At 71.6% G+C, this 20,454-nt stretch carries 20 protein-coding genes, 1 tRNA gene and 1 pseudogene; 10 read left to right on the top strand and 12 right to left on the bottom strand.

Annotated features, from left to right (window positions below; all coding sequences use genetic code 11):
* Window positions 1-81 precede the first annotated feature (81 nt).
* A complete protein-coding gene (locus tag BJ964_RS02090) occupies window positions 82-1,230 on the top strand; it encodes a cytochrome P450 (RefSeq protein ID WP_188119075.1) in 1,149 nt (382 codons plus the stop codon).
* An 8-nt stretch (window positions 1,231-1,238) separates the two neighbouring features.
* Here BJ964_RS02090 and BJ964_RS02085 read toward each other — a convergent pair whose 3' ends face one another.
* The gene (locus BJ964_RS02085; protein ID WP_188119074.1) at window positions 1,239-1,952 is read right to left on the bottom strand and encodes a hypothetical protein; all 714 of its coding nucleotides are present in this window, start codon (window positions 1,950-1,952) and stop codon (window positions 1,239-1,241) included.
* A 134-nt stretch (window positions 1,953-2,086) separates the two neighbouring features.
* Between BJ964_RS02085 and BJ964_RS02080 the strand changes: the two genes are divergently transcribed.
* Window positions 2,087-3,001, top strand: a complete 915-nt coding sequence (locus BJ964_RS02080; RefSeq protein ID WP_229806696.1) for a serine hydrolase — start codon at window positions 2,087-2,089, stop codon at window positions 2,999-3,001.
* On the opposite strand, the gene BJ964_RS02075 is transcribed toward BJ964_RS02080, so the two are convergent.
* Genes BJ964_RS02075 through BJ964_RS02065 form a run of 3 tightly spaced genes read right to left on the bottom strand, consistent with a single transcriptional unit; the run spans window position 2,979 to window position 4,839 of the window.
* Window positions 2,979-3,569, bottom strand: coding sequence for a DedA family protein (locus tag BJ964_RS02075; RefSeq protein ID WP_188119073.1), 591 nt, complete (start codon window positions 3,567-3,569; stop codon window positions 2,979-2,981). The genes BJ964_RS02080 and BJ964_RS02075 overlap by 23 nt on opposite strands.
* Window positions 3,566-4,342: an MBL fold metallo-hydrolase gene (locus BJ964_RS02070; RefSeq protein WP_188119072.1), complete on the bottom strand. Its 777-nt coding sequence runs from the start codon at window positions 4,340-4,342 to the stop codon at window positions 3,566-3,568. The genes BJ964_RS02075 and BJ964_RS02070 overlap by 4 nt, the downstream gene beginning before the upstream one ends.
* Window positions 4,339-4,839, bottom strand: a complete 501-nt coding sequence (locus BJ964_RS02065) for a DUF1990 family protein (RefSeq protein ID WP_229806697.1) — start codon at window positions 4,837-4,839, stop codon at window positions 4,339-4,341. Before BJ964_RS02065 ends, BJ964_RS02070 begins: the two co-directional genes overlap by 4 nt.
* A gap of 87 nt (window positions 4,840-4,926) precedes the next feature.
* On the opposite strand from BJ964_RS02065, the gene BJ964_RS02060 reads away from it, so the two are divergent.
* The 4 genes and pseudogenes from BJ964_RS02060 to BJ964_RS02045 all read left to right on the top strand — a co-directional run bounded on the left by BJ964_RS02060 (window position 4,927) and on the right by BJ964_RS02045 (window position 9,219).
* Window positions 4,927-5,898, top strand: a complete 972-nt coding sequence (locus BJ964_RS02060) for a diacylglycerol/lipid kinase family protein (RefSeq protein WP_188119070.1) — start codon at window positions 4,927-4,929, stop codon at window positions 5,896-5,898.
* Window positions 5,895-6,943, top strand: a pseudogene (locus tag BJ964_RS49480) (YihY/virulence factor BrkB family protein). Before BJ964_RS02060 ends, BJ964_RS49480 begins: the two are co-directional and overlap by 4 nt.
* A 33-nt stretch (window positions 6,944-6,976) precedes the next feature.
* Window positions 6,977-8,452 carry a phosphatase PAP2 family protein gene (locus BJ964_RS02050; protein WP_188119069.1) on the top strand — a complete coding sequence of 492 codons (1,476 nt, stop codon included), beginning with the start codon at window positions 6,977-6,979 and terminating at the stop codon, window positions 8,450-8,452.
* Window positions 8,449-9,219, top strand: a complete 771-nt coding sequence (locus BJ964_RS02045; RefSeq protein ID WP_188119068.1) for an endonuclease/exonuclease/phosphatase family protein — start codon at window positions 8,449-8,451, stop codon at window positions 9,217-9,219. The genes BJ964_RS02050 and BJ964_RS02045 overlap by 4 nt, the downstream gene beginning before the upstream one ends.
* A gap of 604 nt (window positions 9,220-9,823) precedes the next feature.
* Here the strand turns inward: BJ964_RS02045 and BJ964_RS02035 are convergent.
* From BJ964_RS02035 to BJ964_RS02025, 3 genes are all read right to left on the bottom strand, one after another.
* A complete protein-coding gene (locus tag BJ964_RS02035; RefSeq protein ID WP_188119067.1) occupies window positions 9,824-10,345 on the bottom strand; it encodes a mycothiol transferase in 522 nt (173 codons plus the stop codon).
* A 209-nt stretch (window positions 10,346-10,554) separates the two neighbouring features.
* Entirely contained in the window at window positions 10,555-12,129 is a 1,575-nt protein-coding gene (locus tag BJ964_RS02030; protein ID WP_188119066.1) for a GGDEF domain-containing protein, read from the bottom strand.
* A gap of 93 nt (window positions 12,130-12,222) precedes the next feature.
* The gene (locus BJ964_RS02025) at window positions 12,223-13,794 is read right to left on the bottom strand and encodes a fibronectin type III domain-containing protein (RefSeq protein ID WP_229806698.1); all 1,572 of its coding nucleotides are present in this window, start codon (window positions 13,792-13,794) and stop codon (window positions 12,223-12,225) included.
* Window positions 13,795-13,869: 75 nt separating this feature from the next.
* On the opposite strand from BJ964_RS02025, the gene BJ964_RS02020 reads away from it, so the two are divergent.
* On the top strand, window positions 13,870-14,751 hold the full coding sequence (locus BJ964_RS02020) for a hypothetical protein (protein ID WP_229806699.1): 882 nt from the start codon (window positions 13,870-13,872) through the stop codon (window positions 14,749-14,751).
* On the opposite strand, the gene BJ964_RS02015 is transcribed toward BJ964_RS02020, so the two are convergent.
* From BJ964_RS02015 to BJ964_RS02000, 4 genes are all read right to left on the bottom strand, one after another.
* Complete coding sequence (locus BJ964_RS02015; RefSeq protein ID WP_188119064.1) at window positions 14,748-14,930, bottom strand: DUF4236 domain-containing protein; 183 nt, start codon at window positions 14,928-14,930, stop codon at window positions 14,748-14,750. The genes BJ964_RS02020 and BJ964_RS02015 overlap by 4 nt on opposite strands.
* A gap of 55 nt (window positions 14,931-14,985) precedes the next feature.
* Window positions 14,986-15,441, bottom strand: coding sequence for an RrF2 family transcriptional regulator (locus tag BJ964_RS02010; RefSeq protein WP_188119063.1), 456 nt, complete (start codon window positions 15,439-15,441; stop codon window positions 14,986-14,988).
* Window positions 15,442-15,507: 66 nt separating this feature from the next.
* Window positions 15,508-16,392 (bottom strand): AraC family transcriptional regulator, encoded by an 885-nt coding sequence (locus tag BJ964_RS02005; RefSeq protein WP_188119062.1) that lies wholly within the window; start codon window positions 16,390-16,392, stop codon window positions 15,508-15,510.
* 190 nt (window positions 16,393-16,582) lie between these two features.
* Window positions 16,583-17,014, bottom strand: a complete 432-nt coding sequence (locus BJ964_RS02000; RefSeq protein WP_014446635.1) for an SsgA family sporulation/cell division regulator — start codon at window positions 17,012-17,014, stop codon at window positions 16,583-16,585.
* Between the two features lie 309 nt (window positions 17,015-17,323).
* On the opposite strand from BJ964_RS02000, the gene BJ964_RS01995 reads away from it, so the two are divergent.
* From BJ964_RS01995 to BJ964_RS01985, 3 genes are all read left to right on the top strand, one after another.
* A complete protein-coding gene (locus tag BJ964_RS01995; protein ID WP_188119061.1) occupies window positions 17,324-17,698 on the top strand; it encodes a TIGR02611 family protein in 375 nt (124 codons plus the stop codon).
* Window positions 17,699-17,750: 52 nt separating this feature from the next.
* Window positions 17,751-17,822, top strand: a tRNA-Val gene (locus BJ964_RS01990).
* A 525-nt stretch (window positions 17,823-18,347) separates the two neighbouring features.
* Window positions 18,348-19,058 carry a response regulator gene (locus BJ964_RS01985; RefSeq protein ID WP_188119060.1) on the top strand — a complete coding sequence of 237 codons (711 nt, stop codon included), beginning with the start codon at window positions 18,348-18,350 and terminating at the stop codon, window positions 19,056-19,058.
* Window positions 19,059-19,163: 105 nt separating this feature from the next.
* Here BJ964_RS01985 and BJ964_RS01980 read toward each other — a convergent pair whose 3' ends face one another.
* Window positions 19,164-20,372 carry a monooxygenase gene (locus BJ964_RS01980; protein ID WP_229806700.1) on the bottom strand — a complete coding sequence of 403 codons (1,209 nt, stop codon included), beginning with the start codon at window positions 20,370-20,372 and terminating at the stop codon, window positions 19,164-19,166.
* Window positions 20,373-20,454 lie beyond the last annotated feature (82 nt).

Below are 20,454 nucleotides of genomic sequence, written 5' to 3'. Positions count from 1 at the left end.
CTCCGAACAGAGCCGGGCCGGAACGGGCACCCGCCTCCGATCACTTGATCGGGGGCGGGTGTCATGTATCACAATCCATGAATGACCACAGTCGACAAGAGCCGCAAGGTGGACCGGGGCGACCGGGAGCCGGGTTGTCCGGTACGGGCCGGCGCCGACGGCGTCTGGCACATCCAGGACTACCCCACGGCCCGGGCCTTCCTGCGGCACACCGACACCCGGCAGGCGGGGCTCGGCATCGAGAACGCGCTGCGGCACGCCGACCGGATGCGGCTCCCGATGCTCTACCGGGACGGGCCGGAACACCGGGAACAGCGCCGGCAGACCGCCCGGTACTTCACCCCGAAACGGGTCGAGACGGCGTACCGGGATCTGATGCACCGCCTCGCCGACCAGCAGTGCGAGGTGCTGCGGCGGCGCGGCGCCGCCGACCTGTCGGCGCTCTCCTTCCAGCTCGCCGTCGCCGTCGCCGCCGAGGTCGTCGGCCTCACCGAGAGCCCGCCCGGGATGCCCCAGCGGCTCGACCGGTTCTTCGCCATCCCCGACCCGGACGCGCGCGGGCTGTCCGCCGTCCGGCAGAAGGCCTTCAACAACTTCGTCCTGATGTCGTTCCTCTGGCGCGACGTCCGCCCGGCCGTCGCCGCCCGCCGGAAGTCCCGCCGCGACGACCTCATCTCGCACCTGATCGACGAGGGCTGCAACACCGCCGAGATCCTCGGCGAGTGCGTCACGTTCGCGGCCGCCGGCATGGTCACCACCCGCGAGTTCATCACCGTCGCGGCCTGGCACCTGCTCACCGACGAGACGCTGCGCGGGCGCTACACCGCCGGCGACCAGGACGAGCGGGCCGCGATCCTGCACGAGATCCTCCGGCTCGAACCGGTGGTCGCCGACCTGCTGCGGTGGACCACGGCCGACGTCGAGGTCGGCGGCGTCACCATCCCGTCCGGGGCGCGCGTCGACGTCGGCGTGGCCGCGGCGAACCTGGACGCCGCCGAGGCCGGCGAACAGCCGGGCGCGGTGTGCCCGGGACGGCCGATCGGGGCCGGTCTCTCCTTCGGCGACGGCGCCCACAAATGTCCCGGCGCCTTCATCGCCATCCAGGAGACCGACATCTTCCTCAGCAAGCTCTTCGCCATGCCGGGCCTGCGGATGATCCAGGAGCCGACCGTGACGATCCGCCCGGACATCGCCTCCTACGAGCTGAAAGGCATGATCCTGGCGGTGTAGACCGGTCCCTAGGCCTCGTGGGTCCGCTCCTCGCCACGGCGGCGCAGCATCTTGAGGCCGGGCAGCCCGGCGATGGCGAGGTGCAGGTCCTCGGTCACCTCGAGCAGCTTGTGCAGGTCCGGCCCGACCTGGTCGAGCTTGCTGAGCAGCGGCATCACGTCGTGGACCAGGTGCCGCTGGAGGGCCGGGAACTCGTCGATCATCCGGATCGCGGCGGTCACCTCGTCCGGCGTCAGCTCGGCGACGAAATGCGCGGCCAGCGGGGCGGCGTCACGCAGCGTGGGGGAGTAGTCGCCGACGAGCACCTCGACCTCGCCGGCGACGCTCTTCGCCCGGGTCGCGATCGCGCTGACCTCGCCCAGGGCGGTGGCCGCGTCGCCGACCACCACGCCCGCCGCCTCGGCGGTCACCGACGCCCGCCGGATCAGGTCACCGGCGGTGGTCGCGACCACCGCCGCCTCCTCCACGGTCAGGGTCGCCGCGGTGGTGAGGGCCCGCGCCTCGGCCACCGTCTGCTCGGCCGCGGCGGCCACCGCGGTCACCCGCTTGATCAGGTCCTCGGCCTGGGCGACGGCCAGGGTCATCCGGTTGATCAGCAGCTCGGTCTGGCCGATCAGCCCGATCGCCCGCACCGGGATGGTCGCGGCCGTGGCCGCCGTCTCGATCACTTTGCCGGCGGCTGCCACGGTCGCCTGGAGAGCGGAGGACACGAGAGAGGCCATGCCTCCATTGTGCGCCGCGGGCGCACCCGCTAAACCGTGACGGACTGTACCGGTATGGAAGCCGAGCGTCGAAAGTCGGGAATCCACAGGATTCCGGTGAGCCACGGAGGGCACCGGCACGGCAGTATGCATGGGTGCGACGTACCCGAAATCTGATACTGATGGTGGCCGCCGCCGGCATTCTGGGGGGATCCGTCCTGGTGGCGAAGGGCATGCTGGGCGACGGCGAGGGCGGCGGGACCGGCCCGCTCGCCGGCTCGTTCCAGGACGCCCCGAAGGCGTCGCCCACGCCGACCGGCCCCACCCCCGAGGAGCTGGCCGCCATCGAGCGGGCCAAGCGGGTCAAGGCGCTCGACGCGGCCCTCAAGACGTACGCCTCCGGCAAACCGGAGTTCTCGGTCGCCGTCTTCGACCGCAAGACCGGGCAGACGTACGCGTACCGCGGCGACGAGAAGTACGAGACCGCCAGCGTGGTGAAGGTGCAGGTGCTCGCCTGCCTGCTGCTCACCGCCCAGGACGACAACCGCAAGCTGACCAGCAGCGAGAAGACCCTGGCCGACAAGATGATCCGGTACAGCGACAACGCCTCCACCACCTCGCTGTTCGGCAGGATCGGGCGGTACACCGGGCTGACCGCCTGCAACAAGCGGCTCGGCCTCACCCAGACCAAGGTCAACAGCTCCTGGGGCCTCACCCGGACCACCGTCAAGGACCAGGTGAAACTGCTGGACCAGCTGGTCGACGACGAGAGCGAGCTGTCCGACGCGTCCCGCACCTACGCGCACAAGCTGATGAGCACCGTCTCCCCGGACCAGGACTGGGGCGTGCCAGCGGTGGCGAAGACCGACGAGGACGCCACCGTCAAGAACGGCTGGCTCCAGCGCTCCACCGAGAGCAACCTGTGGATCATCAACACCGTCGGTCAGGTCACCGGGGACGAGACCGACGTGTCGATCGCCGTCCTGTCGCACACCAACAAGACCATGAACGGCGGGATGGCGCTGGTCGAGAAGGTCGGCAAGATGACTAGGACGTACTTGAAGTACTAGCGCGCGCCGCCCGCCGATCCCACCACCGCGAGATCCAGGTGATCGACTGGTTCACCACCAGGATCACCACGATCGCGGCGAGCACACCCTGCCACGGCTCGGGGAAGATCGACGCCCCGAGCAGGCCGATCGTGGTGTAGACCAGCGACCACAGCACACAGGCGGGCAGGTTGGCGATCACGAAGGTGCGCCACGACACCCCGGCGAAGGCGGCCGCCAGCAGCACCGGCACCCGCCCGCCCGGGACCAGCCGGGACACCAGCAGCACCGTGACCTGCCTGCGCTGCAACCGGGCCCGGACCGTGTTGAGCCGCTCCTCGTCGTTGAGCCAGTGCAGACGGCGGGCCAGCTGCTCGCCGCCGTACCGGCACATCGCGTACATCACCAGGTCGCCGGTGTAGGCGCCGGCCGCGCCGGCCGCGACCACCAGGCCGATGGCGTACGGGTGCTCGTGCAACGCGTACGCCGCGGCGCTGCTGACCGCCGCCCCGGTCGGCACCACCGGCACGATCGCCCCGAACGCGACCACCAGGAACAGCCAGCCGAGCGCTCCCAGCGTGTCGATCACGCGGCCGGCTCCAGGCTGAAACGCTCGCCGTGGGCCAGCACCCGGACCCGGCTCTCCGGCGCCACCCGGGCGGCGTGCTCGGCGAACCTCTCGCCCGGCCCGTCGAACATGTGCCGCCGCACCCGGCTCATCCCGATCGGCCACAGCGTGCCGTAGTGCACCGGCACCGCCCACGACGCCTTCACCCGCCGCAGCGCCTCGGCGCCGTCGGCCGCGTCCAGATGCCCGTGCGAGCCCAGGGTGGGACCCCAGCCGCCGACCGGGACCAGCGCCAGATCCAGCGGGCCCAGCTCGTGCATCCCGTCGAACAGGCCGGTGTCGCCCGCGAACCACGTCCGCGCGGTGCCCTCCACGACGAAGCCGATCGCGATCGCCCGGTCCTTCGACCACGGGCCGCGGCCGCCGTCGTGCCGCGCCGGAACGGCCCGGACCCGCACGCCGCCGACCACGGCCGACTCACCGGGCGCCAGCTCGACACACCGATTCCCGGCCTCCGCGCCCATCACCCTCGCCGTGAAGGCGGCGGCTCCGCGGGGCACGATCAGGAGCGGCTTTCCCGGTACGGCGCGGAGCGATCCGACGTGGAAGTGATCGGCGTGCAGGTGGGAGAGCAGGACCGCGTCCGGCGCACCGGGCAGTCGCGGCGACGGGCCGGCCATCCGCCGCAGATGGGCGAGGCGGCCGGTGAGCACCGGATCGGTCAGCAGGGTCGTGCCGGAGTCGGCGAGCCACACCGTGCTGTGCCCCCACCAGGTGACCTCGGTCGTGCTCACCGCCCTACGGTACCCAGGCGGCGCACCGCCCAGCCGCACAGCCGCGCGTAGGCGTGCTGGAATCCCACCGCGAACGGCCCGGCCAGCCGCATGAACGTGCCCGCCGGACGGGAGAACGCGGTCACCGTGAACCACACCTCGCCGTGCTCGTCCAGTTCGGCCAGGAACGCCTCCTCGCCGGTCGCCGGATGCCCGGGCCGGGTGCCGTAGGCGAACCCGATCCGATCGTCCTCCTCGACCGTCCAGACCACCTCGCAGGGCGCCCGCAGCGGCCCGATCCCGACGGTCAGCGGCACCCCGGTGGCAGCCCGGTCCACGTCCGCCGTGATCCGTGTCCCGATGGCCCGGTGCATGCGGAAGCTCAGGATCGCCTCACCGGCCCGGCGCAGCACCTCCTCGCCGGTCCCGATCCGGGTGCGGTAGCGCAGATGCCGGTAGCCGGACGGCAGGCGCCCGGTCCGGGTGGACCCGACATGCGGGTAGGTCAGTTCGGTCACCCGTGCAGTGTGCCTTTCCGCGGCCGTCCGTGGCCCGGGGTGACCGTCGAGTCGCCGCCGTGACATGACTCCGGCACACTGAGCGACGTGACTGGACCCCGCTCCGCGGTCGTGGTGAACCCCACCAAGGTGGCCGATCCCGATCACCTTCGGCGCACCCTCCACGAGGGGCTGCGCCGGGCCGGCTGGCCGCAACCCACCTGGTACGAGACGACGGCCGAGGACCCCGGCCGCGGCCAGGCGAGACGTGCCGTCGCCGACGGTGCCGAGCTGGTCTTCGCGTGCGGCGGCGACGGCACCGTCACGGCGGTGGTCACCGCGCTGGCCGGCACCGGCGTGGCCCTGGCCGTGCTGCCCGCCGGCACCGGCAACCTGCTCGCCGCCAACCTGGGGCTGGGCAACGACCCGGCCACCGGGCTGGAGGTGGCGCTCGAGGGCGGCCGGCGGCGCATCGACGTCGGCGCCATCGGCGACCGGTGCTTCGTGGTGATGGCCGGGATGGGCTTCGACGCCCAGATGCTCGAGGACACCTCGGAGAAGGCGAAGAAGCGGATCGGCTGGCTGGCGTACCTCGGCGGCGCCGCCAAGCACCTGCTGGACCGGCCGATGCGGGTCCGGATCCGGCTGGACGGGGGCCCGCCCATGCCGCGCCGCCCGGCCGCGGTGATCGTCGGCAACGTGGGCCGGCTCCAGGGCGGGGTGCGGCTGCTCAGCAAGGCCGAGCCGGACGACGGCAAGCTCAACGTGGCCATCCTCAGCCCCACCAACCTGGCCCACTGGGCGGCGCTCGCCTGGGCGGTGCTCAGCCGGCGCGAGCGGGTGCCGCTCATGGAGACCTATACCGCACAGCGGGTGGAGATCTACAGCAACCGGGCACGGGCCCGTCAGCTCGACGGTGACAACATCGCACCCGGCAAGGTCATGAAGATCCAGATCCGGCCGAAGGCCCTGCTGCTCTGTGTGCCGCAGCCCGACGCCGACCCGGACCTGGCGTACGACGCCGGTGCGGCCGCGCGCCGTGCCGAACCGGTGCGGGAAGCGGCGGAGGAGAAGGCTTGAGCAGTACCGAACCCGTACCCGAGACCCGGATGATGCCGGGCGACAAGCTGTCGGCCGACGACGCGTTCCTGGCCCTGCGGCACTACGGCCGCTGGCCGCTGCTGCACGACGCGTTCGTCCGGTTCCGGTACGGCGACGGGTTCAGCCACTCCCGGGCGTTCGCCTTCCAGCTCTGCCTCGCCATCGTGCCGTTCCTGATCGCCCTCTCCGGGCTCGCCACCGACCTCGGCGTCGAGGACGGCGGCCAGGTGGTCGCGGACACCGTCATAGCCCTTACCCCGGGCGCCAGCGAGCCGCTGGTCACCGAGCTGCTGATGGACGACGACCCGACCGAGGACGCCGGTGAGCTGGCGCTGACCCTCGGCATGATCACCGGCCTGTTCGCGCTGACCAGCGCCATGGCCCAGATCGAGCGGGGCGCCAACCGCATCTACGGGGTGGAACGCGACCGGCCGGCGCTGGGCAAGTACCTGCGGGCCGCGATCCTGGCACTCGTCGCCGGGCTGCCCGCGCTCTTCGGCTTCCTGCTGCTGGCGGCCGGGCGGGCGGCCGGCGAGTCCGCGGAACGACATTTCGGGCTTCCGCACGGCCCCGGGTGGCCTGGGACGTGATCCGCTGGCCGCTCAGCCTGGTGCTCATCGTCTTCGCGGTCGGCCTGCTCTTCCGGCATTCGGTCCGCCGCAACCAGCCGGCCCTGTCCTGGCTGCTGTTCGGCGCCGTCGTGTCGACCGTGCTGTGGTGGCTGGCGAGCCTGCTGCTGGCCGGGTACATCCGGGTCAGCGACGGGTTCGGGGCGACGTACGGGCCGCTCACCGCGATCATGGCGCTGCTGCTGTGGGCGAACCTGACCGGCATCGCCCTCTTCCTCGGCCTCGCCTTCGCCGCCCAGTTGGAGGCCCGCCGGGTCGGCGTGCACCGCCCCGCCCTGGACGACCGCTGGGAACCGGCGCCGGAGGACCCGGTCGCGGACTTCCCCGAGGCCTCCCCGGCGCCTTCGGTGCCCACCCAGCGGAAGCCCGGTGTGACGGCCGAGCCGTCCGGGTAAGGAACGGCGCATTCCGATCTCTTGGAGTACGCCGTGACCGATGACAACCGTGTGGTGGAACGCGCCGGCTGGGCGCCGGTACGTCACTTCGCCGAGCGCAGCGTGCTCGGCCTGCTCGTGGTGGCCACGATCGGCCTGACCTTCGGTGTCCTGCTCCTGCTCGTACGGTTCCACTGGCAGCCGTTGCAGGACCTGGACCGGGTCGTCGCCGACGGGCTGAACCGGTGGGCCTCCGGCTCGGACGCCACGGTCGCGGTCCTGCGACAGGTCTCCTCGTTCGGCGGGCGCGGTGTGCTGGTGCCGCTCGTCGTGCTGCCGGCCGCGCTGCTGCTGGTCCGCCGCCGCCCCCGCCCGGCGATCTACCTGCTGGTCACCGGCGCCGGGGCGCTGATCCTCGACCCGTCGCTGAAAGCGCTGATCGGGCGGCTGCGCCCGGTCGTCGAGGTGCCGGTCGCCTCGGCCCCCGGCAACAGCTTCCCGAGCGGGCACGCACTCGACTCGATGGTCGTCTACGGCATGATCGTGCTGGTCCTCCTGCCCGCCGTCCGCCGCCGGTGGCGGCCCTGGTTCATCGGCCTGGCCGCGGTGCTTGTCGTAGCGGTCGGTTTCACCCGGATCGCCCTCGGCGTGCACTTCCTCTCCGACGTGCTCGGCGGCTGGATGCTCGGGCTCGCCTGGATCAGCGTGACCGCCTACGCCTTCCGGATCTGGCGCCGCGAGGCCGGCCACCCCACCCCGCCGATCACCGAGGGTCTGGAACCGGAGTCCGGCCCCGACCTGCGCCCGGCCCCCGCCGAGGGCGCCGTGCTGCCGCACCCGTGGGCCAAGGGCGCCGAGATCCTGGTCGGCTGGGTCTTCGTCTTCGGTCTGCTCTACCTGACCGGTTACACCGTCACCCGCTGGACCCCCGCCTTCGACGACGCCGTCCCCAGGTGGCTGCAGAGCTTCCGCACCCCGTCCCTGGACCACCTGAGCTGGATGTGGAGCAAGGCCGGCGACACGCACGCCATCCTGATCATCTCGCTGATCTTCTGCCCGATCGCGCTGGCCCTCTGGCGCCAGTGGCGGCCGGTGCTCTTCCTGGCCCTCGCCATGATCGGCGAGCTGACCCTCTTCCTCTGCGCGGCCGCCGCCGTCGACCGCCCCCGCCCACCCGTCGAACAACTGGACGGCCAGATGCCGACCTCGTCCTTCCCGTCCGGCCACATCGCCGCCACCATGTGCCTCTGGGCCGCCATCGCGATCATCGTGATGGCCCGGGTCCGCAAACCGTGGCGCTGGACCTTCCCGGCCCTCGCGGTGATCATGCCGCTCGGCGTGGCGCTCTCCCGCATGTACCGCGGCATGCACCACCCCACCGACCTCCTCGGCGCCATGCTGCTCGCCGCCGCCTGGATCACCGTGCTCTGGTGGACGGTCCGTCCCAACGCGCACGCCGAGACTGCCACCGGGGCCGCCGAGGAGGCCGCCCGGGCCACCCGCAGCCGCCGTCTGGAGGCGGTCGGATGAGGGTGCTGACCTGGAACATCAAGAACGGCGGCGGCGACCGCCTGCCATCGATCATCACGGTGATCGATCAGGCGCGCCCCGACGTGGTCACCCTCCAGGAACTGCAAGGCTTCCACCGGTACGGCGGGCGCCGCCTCCGGGAACTCGCCACCGCCCTGGACATGACCGCCCACCTGGCCCCCTCCGTCCGCGCCCAGCCGGTCGCCGTCCTGGTCCGTGAGCCGCTGCGGATCGTGCGGCGCGCCCGGATCAGCTGGCGGCTGCATCACGCCGCGGCCGTGGTGGTGGTGCCCACCCCGGTCGGCCCGTTGACGGTCGTCAGCGTCCATCTCAACCCGTTCTCCCCCTACCGCCGGATGCGCGAGGCCCGCTGGCTTGCCGCCCGCTACGCCACCCCGAACGGCCTGACCCTCATCGCCGGCGACATGAACGGCCTGGACCCGGCCGGCGACCACACGACGGCGCTGGCCACCCTTCCCGGCCTCTACCGCAAGCGGCACCTGACCTCCGACGGCCGCCCCGACACGAGGGCCCTGGCGGCTTTCCGTGAGGAGGGCTTCACCGACCTGTGGCACACCGCCGGCGTCGGCGACGGTCACACCGTCCCCACCGCCTGCGCGGGCCACGAGTTCGCCCCCGTCCGCCTGGACTACCTCCTGGCCGGCCCACCACTGGCCGCCCGGGCACAGCACCTCCGGGTGATCCGCGACGACCTGACCGCCAACGCCTCCGACCACTACCCACTCCAGGCCGACTTCGACCTCTGACCAGCACCCCTCACCACGGGCCTGACAGCCCACACCCCAGCCCTTCGTGATCTTGGACGTTTCCCCACCGTCTTGAGTCTTCTTCTTGGGTGTTTGCGGTTCTACGTCAAGCGCCCGGTCGGGCGAACCGCCGAATGGGGGCGCCGTCCGCCGCGCTGGGCGGAAATGGGGCTTTCGCCGGAAACAGGCGCCCGTTTCGCCCGCTTTGCACGCCGCTGTTGTGCGATCTTGAACGATTTACCACCGCCGCGGATGGTAAATCGTTCAAGATCGCTCCGGGTGACGCGTCCTGCTGTCGAGGGATTGCGGATTCGGCCGTGGGCGACCAAGAAAAAGGCTCAATCCGGTGGCCAATCGTCCAAGATCACCGCTGCCCGTGCTGCCCGTGCTGCCCGTGCTGCCCGTGCTGCCCGTGCTGCCCGTGCTGCCCGTGCTGCCCGTGCTGCCCGTGCTGCCCGTGCTGCCCGTGCTGCCCGTGCTGCCCGTGCTGCCCGTGCTGCCCGTGCTGCCCGTGCTGCCCGTGCTGCCCGTGCTGCCCGTGCTGCCCGCGCTGCCCGCGCTGCCCGCGCTGCCCGCGGCTTGCGGCAGGCGCGGAGAGGGGTGGTTACTCGCCGGTGGGGCCGCCGGCGATCTCGGCGACGATGTCGAGGTGGCCGAGATGGCGGGCATACTCCTGGAGCAGGTGGAAGAGGACCCGCTCCAGGTTGGCTGGGTCGTCACCGCCCCACCGGGGGCCCGGTTGCCCGACCGTGGTCAAATCGCTGCCGGTGATCACGGCGGTCGTGTGCTCGCCCTGGGCGCGCAGCGCGGCCGCCAGGCCGGCCAGGGTCTCCGATGGGCCGACATGCCAGCGGTCGTCACGCCGGTCGCCCCACGGATCGCCGACGTCACGACCCTGGAAGCCCCACTCGATCCAGCGGAGCTCGACGAAGCGCAGGTGCTTGACCAGCTCCAACGGTGTCCACCCGCTGGGCAGGCGGCTGGAGCGCAGCTCGGCGTCGGGCAGCGCGGACGCCTTGGCCAGCAGACTTTCCCGGAAATAGTCCAGGTAGCGGACGAAGACCTCGGCTCGCCCGGCGGCCGGGACGGTGGGAGACGGAAAGACGATCGGCGCATCATCGAGCATGCCCCGATGATGTCAGCACCCTCTGACATTTTTCGGCGCCCGCCCGCCGGTGGAAGGCGTGGTGCCGGGCGCGGAAAGGGGTGAGGTCTCGCCGCGCCTTGCGCCGGTGGGCGCGTTACGGCCGTGACCCGGCGCCTGGCTCGCGTGGTACCCAGGGGACCGGTCGCCGCTCGTACCGGAAAGGGGAAAGGCCGACCACCGGCCGGGCGTCAGTCCGCGACGACGCGGTCGCGGCCGCCTCGCTTGGCGGTGTAGAGGTTGCGGTCGGCGATGGAGAGCAGCGCCGAGAAGGTGTCGCGGCCCTCGGCGGTCGTGGTCACGCCGATGCTGGTGGTGACCTGGAGGGCGCCGGTGATGGGTTCCCAGCCGTGGGCGCGGATGCGCAGGCGGAGGCCCTCGCAGCAGATCGCGGCCTCTTCGGCGTCGATGCCCGGCAGGACCAGCAGGAATTCCTCGCCGCCCATGCGCGCGGCGACGGCCGGGCCGGGGGCGGACTCCTCCAGCAACTCGGCGACGTGCTGGAGGACCATGTCGCCGGTGCTGTGCGAGAGGGTGTCGTTGATCAGTTTGAAGTGGTCCAGGTCGATGATGGCCATCGACAGCGGCATCCGGCGGGCGGCGGCCTCCAGCAGCAGGGCCGGTACCCGTTCGTTGACGTAGCGGCGGTTGTAGAGGCCGGTCAGGGCGTCGCGGTGGGCCATCTCGCGGAAGTGTTCGCTGTCGCGGCGGGCCTCGTCGGCCTCGAAGACGGCCTGCAACGCCCGCGCCCGGGCGTCGCGCTGCACCGACTGGAGGGCGGTGGCCGCGGCGTGGAAGGCGCGATGTTCCTCGTACGCCTCGGCGAACCGTCCGGTGCCGGCGAAGAGCGCGGCCTGCTCCTGCCGGACCCGGGCGCCGATGGCGGCCAGGCCCCGTTCGGCGCAGAGGCGACCGGTCGCGTCCAGGGCGGCCTGCGCGTCGTCGTGCCGGCCGGCCAGGCGGCGGGCCTGGGCCAGGGTGAGCTGGCATTCGGCGACGGCGTCGCCCTCGGTGGCGGCGACCAGGTCGGCGAGCACCGGGGAGATCAGTTGCTCGACGGCGGCGTAGCGGCCACCCATCAGCTCGACCTGGGCCATGGTGTCCAGCTCGTTGGCGGTGAACCGGCACCCGGTCCGGGCCTCGATCTCGCGCATCTGCCCGACCAGCATCCGGGCCTCCGGCTCGTCGCCGACCTCCACCGCGGTGTACGCCATGTTGTTGAGCACCGACATCATCATCTCGTGGTCGCCCGCCGTCGCGGACAGTGCGAGGGCCTCCTGGGAGCGGCGTTTGCCGTCCTCGTGGGCGCCGGTGTCGTCCAGCGCGACCGCGAGCGTCATCAGGTGCCGGGCGCGCAGGTGGGGCGGTACGTCGTCGGTGAGGAAGGCGACGCTCTGCACGGCGTGGGTCAGCCCGTCCGAGTAGTCGCCGACGTGCCGGTAGAACACGGACAGCTCGCGGTGCGCGCGGGCCAGGATGTACCGCTCGTCGTGCTGCTCGGCCCAGGCCCGGACCTGGTGGGCCAGCTGCCCGCCCTCGCCGGTGCGCCCCTTGCGGAGCAGCACCCCGGCCTGGAGCAGGGCGGCGCGCTGGGCGATCTCCTCGGCGCCGAGTTCGGTGGCCCGCTGCCGCAGTTCGATGGCGGGCTCCCAGAGCGACCGGAACTGGGACGGGGGCCGGGACTCGAGTTCCGCCAGGGCGGATTCGAGCGCGACGAGCTCGTCATGAGACTCGGTGGGAACCCGGCTCGCCGTTTCCGTCGTCACTGTCCCTACTTCCTGTAGTCGCGCCGTGACAGTTCACGGTCCGGTGTCACGGTGGCAGAGGGGATCCCGATCGGTTGCGAAACGGTTGCGGTGTCAACGGCGGGTGCAGACCGGCGCGGCGGCCGCGTCGCCCACCGCGACGGTGAAGCAGTAGTTCAGCTTCTCGTTGAGGCTGTAGACGACGTAGTCGGCGGCCCCCGCGGGCAGGTCCGCGATCTTGACAGGTGGCTGCCCGGCCCGGCCTCCGGTGATCAGCACCGCCTCCGTGGCGTCACGGGGGTAGACCCACTGGAGGGAGACGCTGTCGCCGTTGTCACGCAACCGCACGTTCTGTGGGGCGCCCGGCGCGGTGGAGGGTTTCGCCGGCTCCTGGGCGGCCGGTGGGCTGGTCGGCTGGGTGGCCCCGTCCGCTCCGGGCAGCGTCAGGATGACCACGACGGCGGCCGCCGCCACCCCGGCGGCGAGCACCGTGGCCAGCAGCAGCGGGTGGGCGACGCGGGATCCGGAGGGCCGGTCGGTACGGACCGGGAGGCGCCGCGAGTTCGGCGGATCGCTGCGGGTGCCGGTCGGCGCGGTGCCGACCGGCAGGGGGCGGCCGTCGTCGCCGTAGTCCGGCGCGCGGTTGCCGGGCAGTGGCGGTGGCGTGTCGGCCCGGGCGTGCCGGCCGGTCAGGTCGCCGGGCAGCTGGTGCAGGTCGCTGAGATAGAGCGGCTGCTGGTAGACGGTGCCGTTGGGGTCGGTCTCGCGGTTGTCGGCGGGTGGCATGTCGTCGAACAGCTCGTCGGCCGGAACCGGGTAGACCGTTCCGTTGGGGTCGGTGGGCCGGTCGTCGGGCGGTGGCTGGCCGGGCGCCTCGGCCGGGAACACCGACGGCCGGGCCCCGGTCGTGTCGGGAACCGTGGGGCGGCGCGGGAACGGCCGGAACGGGCGCCCGCCGGAGGAGTCCCGGGTGCCGCAGGTGTGCCGCCCGGAGGCCGAGCCGCCGGCCAGTGCGGCCGCCTGCCGGGCCAGCGGGTGGTCGGCCGGCAGGTGGCGGGCGCTCAGCTCGCCGGCCAGCCGCAGATGCTCGCGGGCCTCCTCGTCGCGGCCGCACTCGCGCTCCATGGCGCCCAGCCGGGCCAGCATCTTGATGCCGGCCGGTGCGGCGTCGCCGTGCACCCGGCTGTGCCGCCGCCAGGCGCGGGCCAGCCGGGCCCGGGCCGTGCCGCAGTGGCCCGCCGCGTGCTCGGCGGTGGCCAGGTCGGCCTCGGCGGCCAGCACCCGCGGCGAGTCGGGGCCGTCCATCAGGGCCAGCTCGCCGATCAGGTCGTGGTAGACGGAGGCGGCCCGGCCGTGCTGGCCGATCCGCTGGAGGACCGCGGCGTGCATGGCGGCGGCCGCGATGGTGCGCTCGTCGCGCGGGCCGTGCAGCCGCTCCTCGGCGGAGTGCGCGAAGGCGGCCCACAGCCGGGCCGACTCGGGGTCGCCGAGGGCGATCAGGACCCGGGCGTGCAGGGCGGCGGCCACCGCGAGGTCGGCGGTGGCGCGGCGCGGATCGGCGTCGGCGCCGCGGAGGACGTCGTCGAGGACGGCCCGGGCGCCCATGAGGTCGCCGGCGGACGTGAGTGTCTGCGCCTGGGCGGTCAGTTCGGCGAGCGGAGGGGCCATGTATCCCATAGTGCTCATGCGAACACCCTGGGTACAAGTTTCCGGTAGCTAAGTGGACAGGGTAGAAACTGCGGTATGTCCCCAATCGGAGCCGTGAAACGTGAACTACTCGTCCGTCACCTGCAGGCATGGGCCGCGGGTGCGCTTCATCACGCCCGCCGGGCGACCTATGTGCACGGCTACGCCGATGCGGACGGCGGGGTGGCCGCCGAGGCGGCGGTCCGTGTCCTGGCCGACCTGCCCGGCCTGTCCCGCGGGCGGGAACTGTCCATGGTGGCGGTGGGCGCCGACGTCGCCGGGGTGGGGGAGCGGCTCACCGCGGCGCAACGGGACGCCGGGGCGGGGGCCGGGCTCACGGTGCTTCCGGTGGGCGGCGGGACGGACGAGCGGCTCGCGGTGGCCTTGCGTGCGGCGGGCGCGTCGCGCGTACCGATGATGGGTTTTCTCGACGCGACGGCCGTGGGTGAACCGCCCGCGGTGACCACCGTCGGTGCGATCGCGTCCGGAAGGCCGGCCGAGGTGCTGCTGGTGCTGCCGCCGGGAAGCCCGGTCGACCCCTATCGGGGCCTGGGGTTTCCGCTGGTCACGGCGGCCGAGTTGGCGACCGGCCCGGAGCCCGGCGAGGTGGTGGCTTTCGCCACCACCTCGGGGAAGAGCCTGGAGAGCTTCAAGGAGGCGCTCTGGGCGGTCGATGAATTCGCGGGGGTACGCCTACGCGATCCCGCCGATCCGGAGCGCCACCTGATCGACATCGCGCTCCACCCCGATCCCGGTCCGCTGCGCCGTGAACTGCTGGCCCACCTGTCCGAGGTGGGCCGGGCGACCGTGACCGAGCTGCGCACCTTCGCCCTCACCGAGACCGTCTACCGGGCCGCCGACGCGACCCGGGTGCTGCACGCGATGATCGACGCGGGCACCGTTACGCGGGAGCCCGCGCACGGACGGCTCGGTGGCGACGTGGTGATCCGCTCCTAGCGGGAGCGGCTCCTGTCCTGCTTCCACGACAGCGGGCCGGGCAGGTCGACGCGGTGGGCGCGGGTCTTGGAGTTCCACGACCAGCGCCCGATCTTGAGGCTCCAGGACGAGTAGCCGTTCTCGGTGAAGTTCAGGACCAGCGGACCGATCTTCTTCCGGCTGCGGTAGACGATGCCCATCGGAAAGCTCCTTTCTGATGGCGCATCGGTTCCCGATCGGCCGGATCCACAAACGTCAGCGTGGCTGCCAGGCGTCCGGTCGGGTGGTCAGCTTGCGCACGTGCGCCGGCATCCGCCCGCTGATCAGCTCGGCGAGGCTCACCTCGTCGACCACCTCACGGACCGCAGCGCGCACCGCCACCCACAGGTTGGGCAGGTTCTCGGCGGCGCCCGAGTACTGAGTCTCCTCGGGACGAAGGCCGCGCACGCCGGCGAGCGGTCCGTCGACCGCCCGCAGGATCTGACCGATGGTCACGTCCCGCGGGGGGTGCGACAGTGTGTAGCCGCCCTCGGCGCCTCGTTGCGCCCGCACCACACCGGCACGGCGCAGGTCGGCTAGGACCGCTTCGAGGAACTTGCGTGGCATGTTCTGGTCTTGGGCAATGGCCTGAGCGGACATCAGTGCGGGGTAGGCCTGCGCCAAACTGAGGGCGGCCCGGACCGCGTAGTCGCCGCGCGCGGAGATCTGCACCTGACTATCATGCCCCGGCCTCGCATCCCGGATGCACATACCCCAGGGGTTTGTGGGAATTAGGGGTCAATCGGCTGGTGATCTCTGCCCCGGGATGGCGGCCGGCTGGCCGGTGACGAACCGCCCGCGGAACTGCCCCGGGCTCAGGCCGGTCTCCCGGTGGAAGAAGCGCCCGAAGTTCGTCGGCTCGCCGAAGCCCAGGCCGCGGCCCACCTCGGCGACCGACATCGAGGTCGCCGCGAGCATCCGCCGGGCCTGCAGGGCGACCCGGTCGTCGACCACCTGCTTCGCGGTGCGGCCGGTGAGCGCCAGGCTGGCCCGGGTCAGGGTGCGCACCGAGCAGCCCAGCTCGGCCGCGTAGTCCTCGACCCGGCGGGTGTGCGGATAGCGCTCCTCGAGGCGGCGCCGGAACCGCTCGAACGTCCGGCTCTCGATGTGCGCCCGCAGCTCCGAGCCCGGATCGAGGGTGGCGATCCGCAGCAGCAGGGCCGCCAGCTCGTGCCGCAGCAGCGCGGCGGCGACCGGGCCGGGCGGGCCGGCCGCGTCGGCGGCCAGGTGGGCGAAGACGTCCCGGAAGACGGCCGGGCCGGGTGGGGTGAGTGGCTGCCGGGCCGGGCCGGACGGATCGTCGGGGCTCAGCCCGGGCAGTTCCTCCGTGCCGAACAGCCCTGGTCGGAAAACGATCGTCAGTGGATCGTCGCCGTCTCCGGGACGGGCGAAGCGGGCCGCCTGCCCCGGACGGATCCAGAGGAGGGTGCCCGGGCCGCACAGATGCTCGGCGAAGTCGATCTCGGCGAGCAGCGGGCCGATAGTGGTGAGGACGAGGGCGTGACACCTCAGCAGGCCGGTGGCAGCGCCGGCGGCCACCGGCAGGACGCAGCCACCGATACCCGACCAGTCCGGTGGAAGACAGGTGGGCGCCGGCTCGGTGTGATGAATGAGTGCTGGCATCGCGCCTGACGGTAGTCGTCGATGCGTGCCCGCGCATCCACTAGCGCACCGACTGGGCGGTATGTCCGATTTCCAGATCGGTATTCGCTATACGTCCGATTCCGATTTCTTTTCGGAGATCCATATCTATTTCGGATAAAGGAAGACCCGCGCGGACCGGCAGTGTCCGCACGGGTCTCCCCGATATCGCTTATCGGCCCGCCAGTAGTCGGTTGACCGCGGCGTCCACGTCCAGGTGGTCCGACTCCCGGCCGCGGGGCACCACCACATAGGTGCGCCGCAGGAATCGGACGAGGACGCTGCGCGGCACCTCGAACAGCGCGTTGCCGTCGGGCGACGACAGGGCCAGTGCGACGAAATCGCCACGCGGCGTGGCCCACGGCCACACCCGGACGTCGCCGATCCCGGCCGGCTCGTCGAGCCCGGTCACGAGCAGTTCCCGCGCGAAGGACCAGCTCACGGCTTCCCCACCGGCTGATTCTGCGTGGAACAACACGTGGACCGCGTACGGGTCGGCTGGGTCGTAACGCAGGCTGGCGCGCACGGGCAGTGCCGTCGCGTCAGGCGCTACGAGCCGCAGCGAGGTTTCGACCTCGACGGTCGTTGGACGAATGGTACTCATGGACGAACTCCCCCCGGCACCGCTGCGAGGCTGGTGAACCCCGCGTTTCCCATACTCAGGTGATCCCTGTCATTACGCTCCGCCATACGCTGATCTCACCCAGTAGTGGGAAGACGGTTCCGAAAACCCTTCCGGGCAGGACGAGAAGCGATATCTTGTCCTGTTCTGCCTGAGTACTCGGTTCCGCCCGGCGTCAGTGGTCCAGCGGTTGACTTACTCCGGTAACGTCCATTCCTCCCGGGTAGTGACGGGGCTCCAGGACACTGGGGGATGAAATGGGTGTAAAACCGGACGACGGGGTTCTCAGACGTGCGTGTGCTTGACCGTATCCGGTCCAACTCCACCGGTCGGCTCGCTCTGAAGATCGGTGTGGGCATCGTGGGCGGCCTGGTGGTCGCCGTCGGCATCGTCCTGATCCCGTTCCCCGGCCCCGGCTGGGCGATCGTGATCCTCGGGCTCGCCATCCTGGCCGTCGAGTTCGCCTGGGCCAAGGGAGTGCTCGCCTTCACCAAGCGGCATGTGCAGAACTGGACCCACTGGGTCGGCCGGCAGACGCTCGGCGTGCGCGCGCTGATCGGCGTGCTCGGCATGATCTTCATCAGCTTCGTGGTCTGGCTCAGCGTCCTGCTCAGCTTCGACCTCAACCTGTTCACCTGGTCGCTCGACTTCGTCGGGTGGCGGTGACCCCCTGAGTCGCGCCCCACGGGCGCCGTCTAGTAGAGTTCCATCTCGTTGAGGGCGATTAGCTCAGCGGGAGAGCGCTCCGTTCACACCGGAGAGGTCACTGGTTCGATCCCAGTATCGCCCACAAGTTATTGGCAGGTCAGCGGTCTTCACAGGCTCCCACCTCTTGGTGGGGGCCTTTTTGCTCCCTTTATAACCACAGAAGCGCTCCGTGGCCGTTACGGCTGGCGGCTCGAAGGTCCGGAGAGCTGGCCTGTTCGGGTCGTCGATGGCTTCCCGGAGTAGCTGGCCGAGCAGGGTGATGCTGATACCGCAGCCGTGCCGCGTGTAGCCGGCAATGATGCTGTGGCTTGCACAGGGTCACCCATCCGTGTCCGCCCGCTGCCTCATCCGCGGGACCGCATTCTTTGGCGCACGTGCGCGACAGCGGCCCACTCGCCGACGGACACGCGCCGGCGACCAACCGGCCCGAGCGCCGTTTTAACGGTCGTTTCAGGTTCGCTCGATATGAAGTGGGCATCGCCGGGCGACGCGGGTCTCGGCCTCGCCGGCATGGCCGAACGCGCCGTGCTCCACGGCGGCTGGGTCAGCGTCGGCCCCCACCGGACGGTGACTGGACCGTCCATCCGACCCTGAAAGGCAGCCATTCATGATCTCTGTGCTCGTGGTGGACGCCCAGCCGCTGCAGCGCTTCGGGTTTCGCATGCTGCTGGAGAGCACCCCCGACACCGAGATCGTCGGCGAGGCCGAGAACGGCGCCGAGGCCGTTCGGCGGATCACCGAGCTGCGTCCCGACGTGGTGCTGATGGACATCCGCATGCCGGGCGTCGACGGGATCGAGGCCACCCGGCGCATCGTCGCAGCCGGTGGGCGTTCGCGGATCCTGGTGCTGACGACGTTCGACGTGGAACGGTACGCGTTCGCCGCGCTGCGGGCCGGGGCGAGCGGTTTCCTGCTCAAGGACATCCGCCCGGAGGAGTTGCTCGCCGGCATCCGGGCCGTCGCCGCCGGGGACGCGGTGATCGCGCCGGCGCTGACTCGGCGGCTGCTCGACGCGTTCGCCGACCGGCTCGACGATGATTTCTGCGGGCCCGTGCGGGCGGATCCCCGGCTGGACTTCCTGACCGGCCGTGAGCGCGAGGTCCTCGTCGCCATCGGCCACGGCCTCACCAACGGCGAGATCGCGCAACGGTTCACGCTGTCGGAGTCGACGGTGAAGACCCACGTCGGGCGGGTCCTCGCCAAGATCGGTGCACGGGACCGGATCCAGGCCGTCATCCTCGCCTACGAGCTGAGACTCACCCGGCCCGGTTCAGCACCTCATCTCGCGTGGCCGTCGAGAGCGCGACCGTCGTTTTAGCCGCTCCGGGCACACGTCACCGCCCGTTCAGTGTCGACGTGTGTGAGCTCGAAGCTGCTTTCGGCCCGGTTGACCTCAGCGAGCTCACACACGTTCGACGCTTCCTCAGGACTTGCGGAGGGAGACCGTCATGATGCCCGTACACATCTCGTCGCTGGTGCCGTCGCCCCACACCACGTAGCGGGGCGGCAGCTTCTTCAGCTGCGGCACCTGTTTGCGCAGCCCTACGTCGTGCGTACACGTCACCCGCAGCGTGTCCCCCGGACCGACCTCCACCGGCGACGGCAGCTTCACCAGCCGCTGGTTGTCGAAGTCGAACTGCGGCACGTCCAGGACGACCTTGGCCTTCGGTGTACCCGGGTTGAGTTCGACCTTCAAGGCCCGCCCGAGCATGTGCATGTGGCCGAAACCGGCGAACAGCGTCATCGGCGCCTCAACCTTGTGGTCGCAGGTCTGGGTGTCACCGGGCTTCGGCACGCCCCGGCCGCACTCCTCCACCTGACGGTCCGCCATTTCGCCGACGTCCGGCCCGAACCGCTTCGTCACGTCCGCGATCGAGGCCGCCCGGTCACAGAGCGGACCCGACTCGTCGGCGGCGCAGGGCAGGTCGGTCGGCGCGTCGACCGACCACGTTTCGAGTTCCCGGGTCTGCGGCGTGCCGTCCGTCAGCCGCAGCCGCACCGCCGAGCGGTCCGACCCGGTCGGCTTGCCGTCGGTCGCGAGCAGGTTGTAGTGGATCTGGAGGACGAGCAGGCTGCCCGGCTCCAGCTTGTAGCCGGCGTCCTGGTCGAGCAGCGTCTCCGTGGCGCCCGGCGCCCAGGTGTCCACCCACGCCGCGTCCCCCTCCTCGACCTCGGCGCCGGCCACGCCGGTCCCGCCGAAACACTGCCAGCCGAGACCGGGGATCTTCGCATCCTGTTTGCGCACCGCGGCAGCGCCGCCCGGCGGCACCGCGTACACGATGGCGTGGTGCGCGATGGCGACGTTCTCCGGTGCGAATTGGGTCCCGGTCAGGAACGCCGTCTTGGTCAGGCCCGGATCGATCACCTGGCACCGGTACTCGTCCGAGCCGCCGCCCTCCGGCGGAGCGGGCGTGTAGGCCTCGGCCATCCTCAGGTCGACGAACCGCTCGCCGGCGCGCAGCGGCTGTGGTGGAGCCGACGACCCGCCCGCGTGCGCGCTGTGCGGGCCGGTCGCGGCGGGCGCCGCGCTGTTGTCGGTGTCAGACCCGCAGGCGGCGACGACAGCGAACGCCGTCACCAGCACCATGGTGCCCGCCACCAATTTCCACGGTGGCCTATCAGGTTTCGTCATGGCTCGAAAGCTAGGTCCGATTCCATCCCGTTTCGTCGTACCGCGGTCGTCATTCTCGTGAGAGGGGCGGTACCGCGGTACT

Origin of the sequence: Actinoplanes lobatus, from assembly GCF_014205215.1 — a bacterium.
GTDB classification, from domain to species: Bacteria; Actinomycetota; Actinomycetes; order Mycobacteriales; family Micromonosporaceae; genus Actinoplanes; species Actinoplanes lobatus.
The sequence above is the reverse complement of the archived record's forward strand: the minus strand, read 5'-3'. Positions and strand labels throughout refer to the sequence as shown.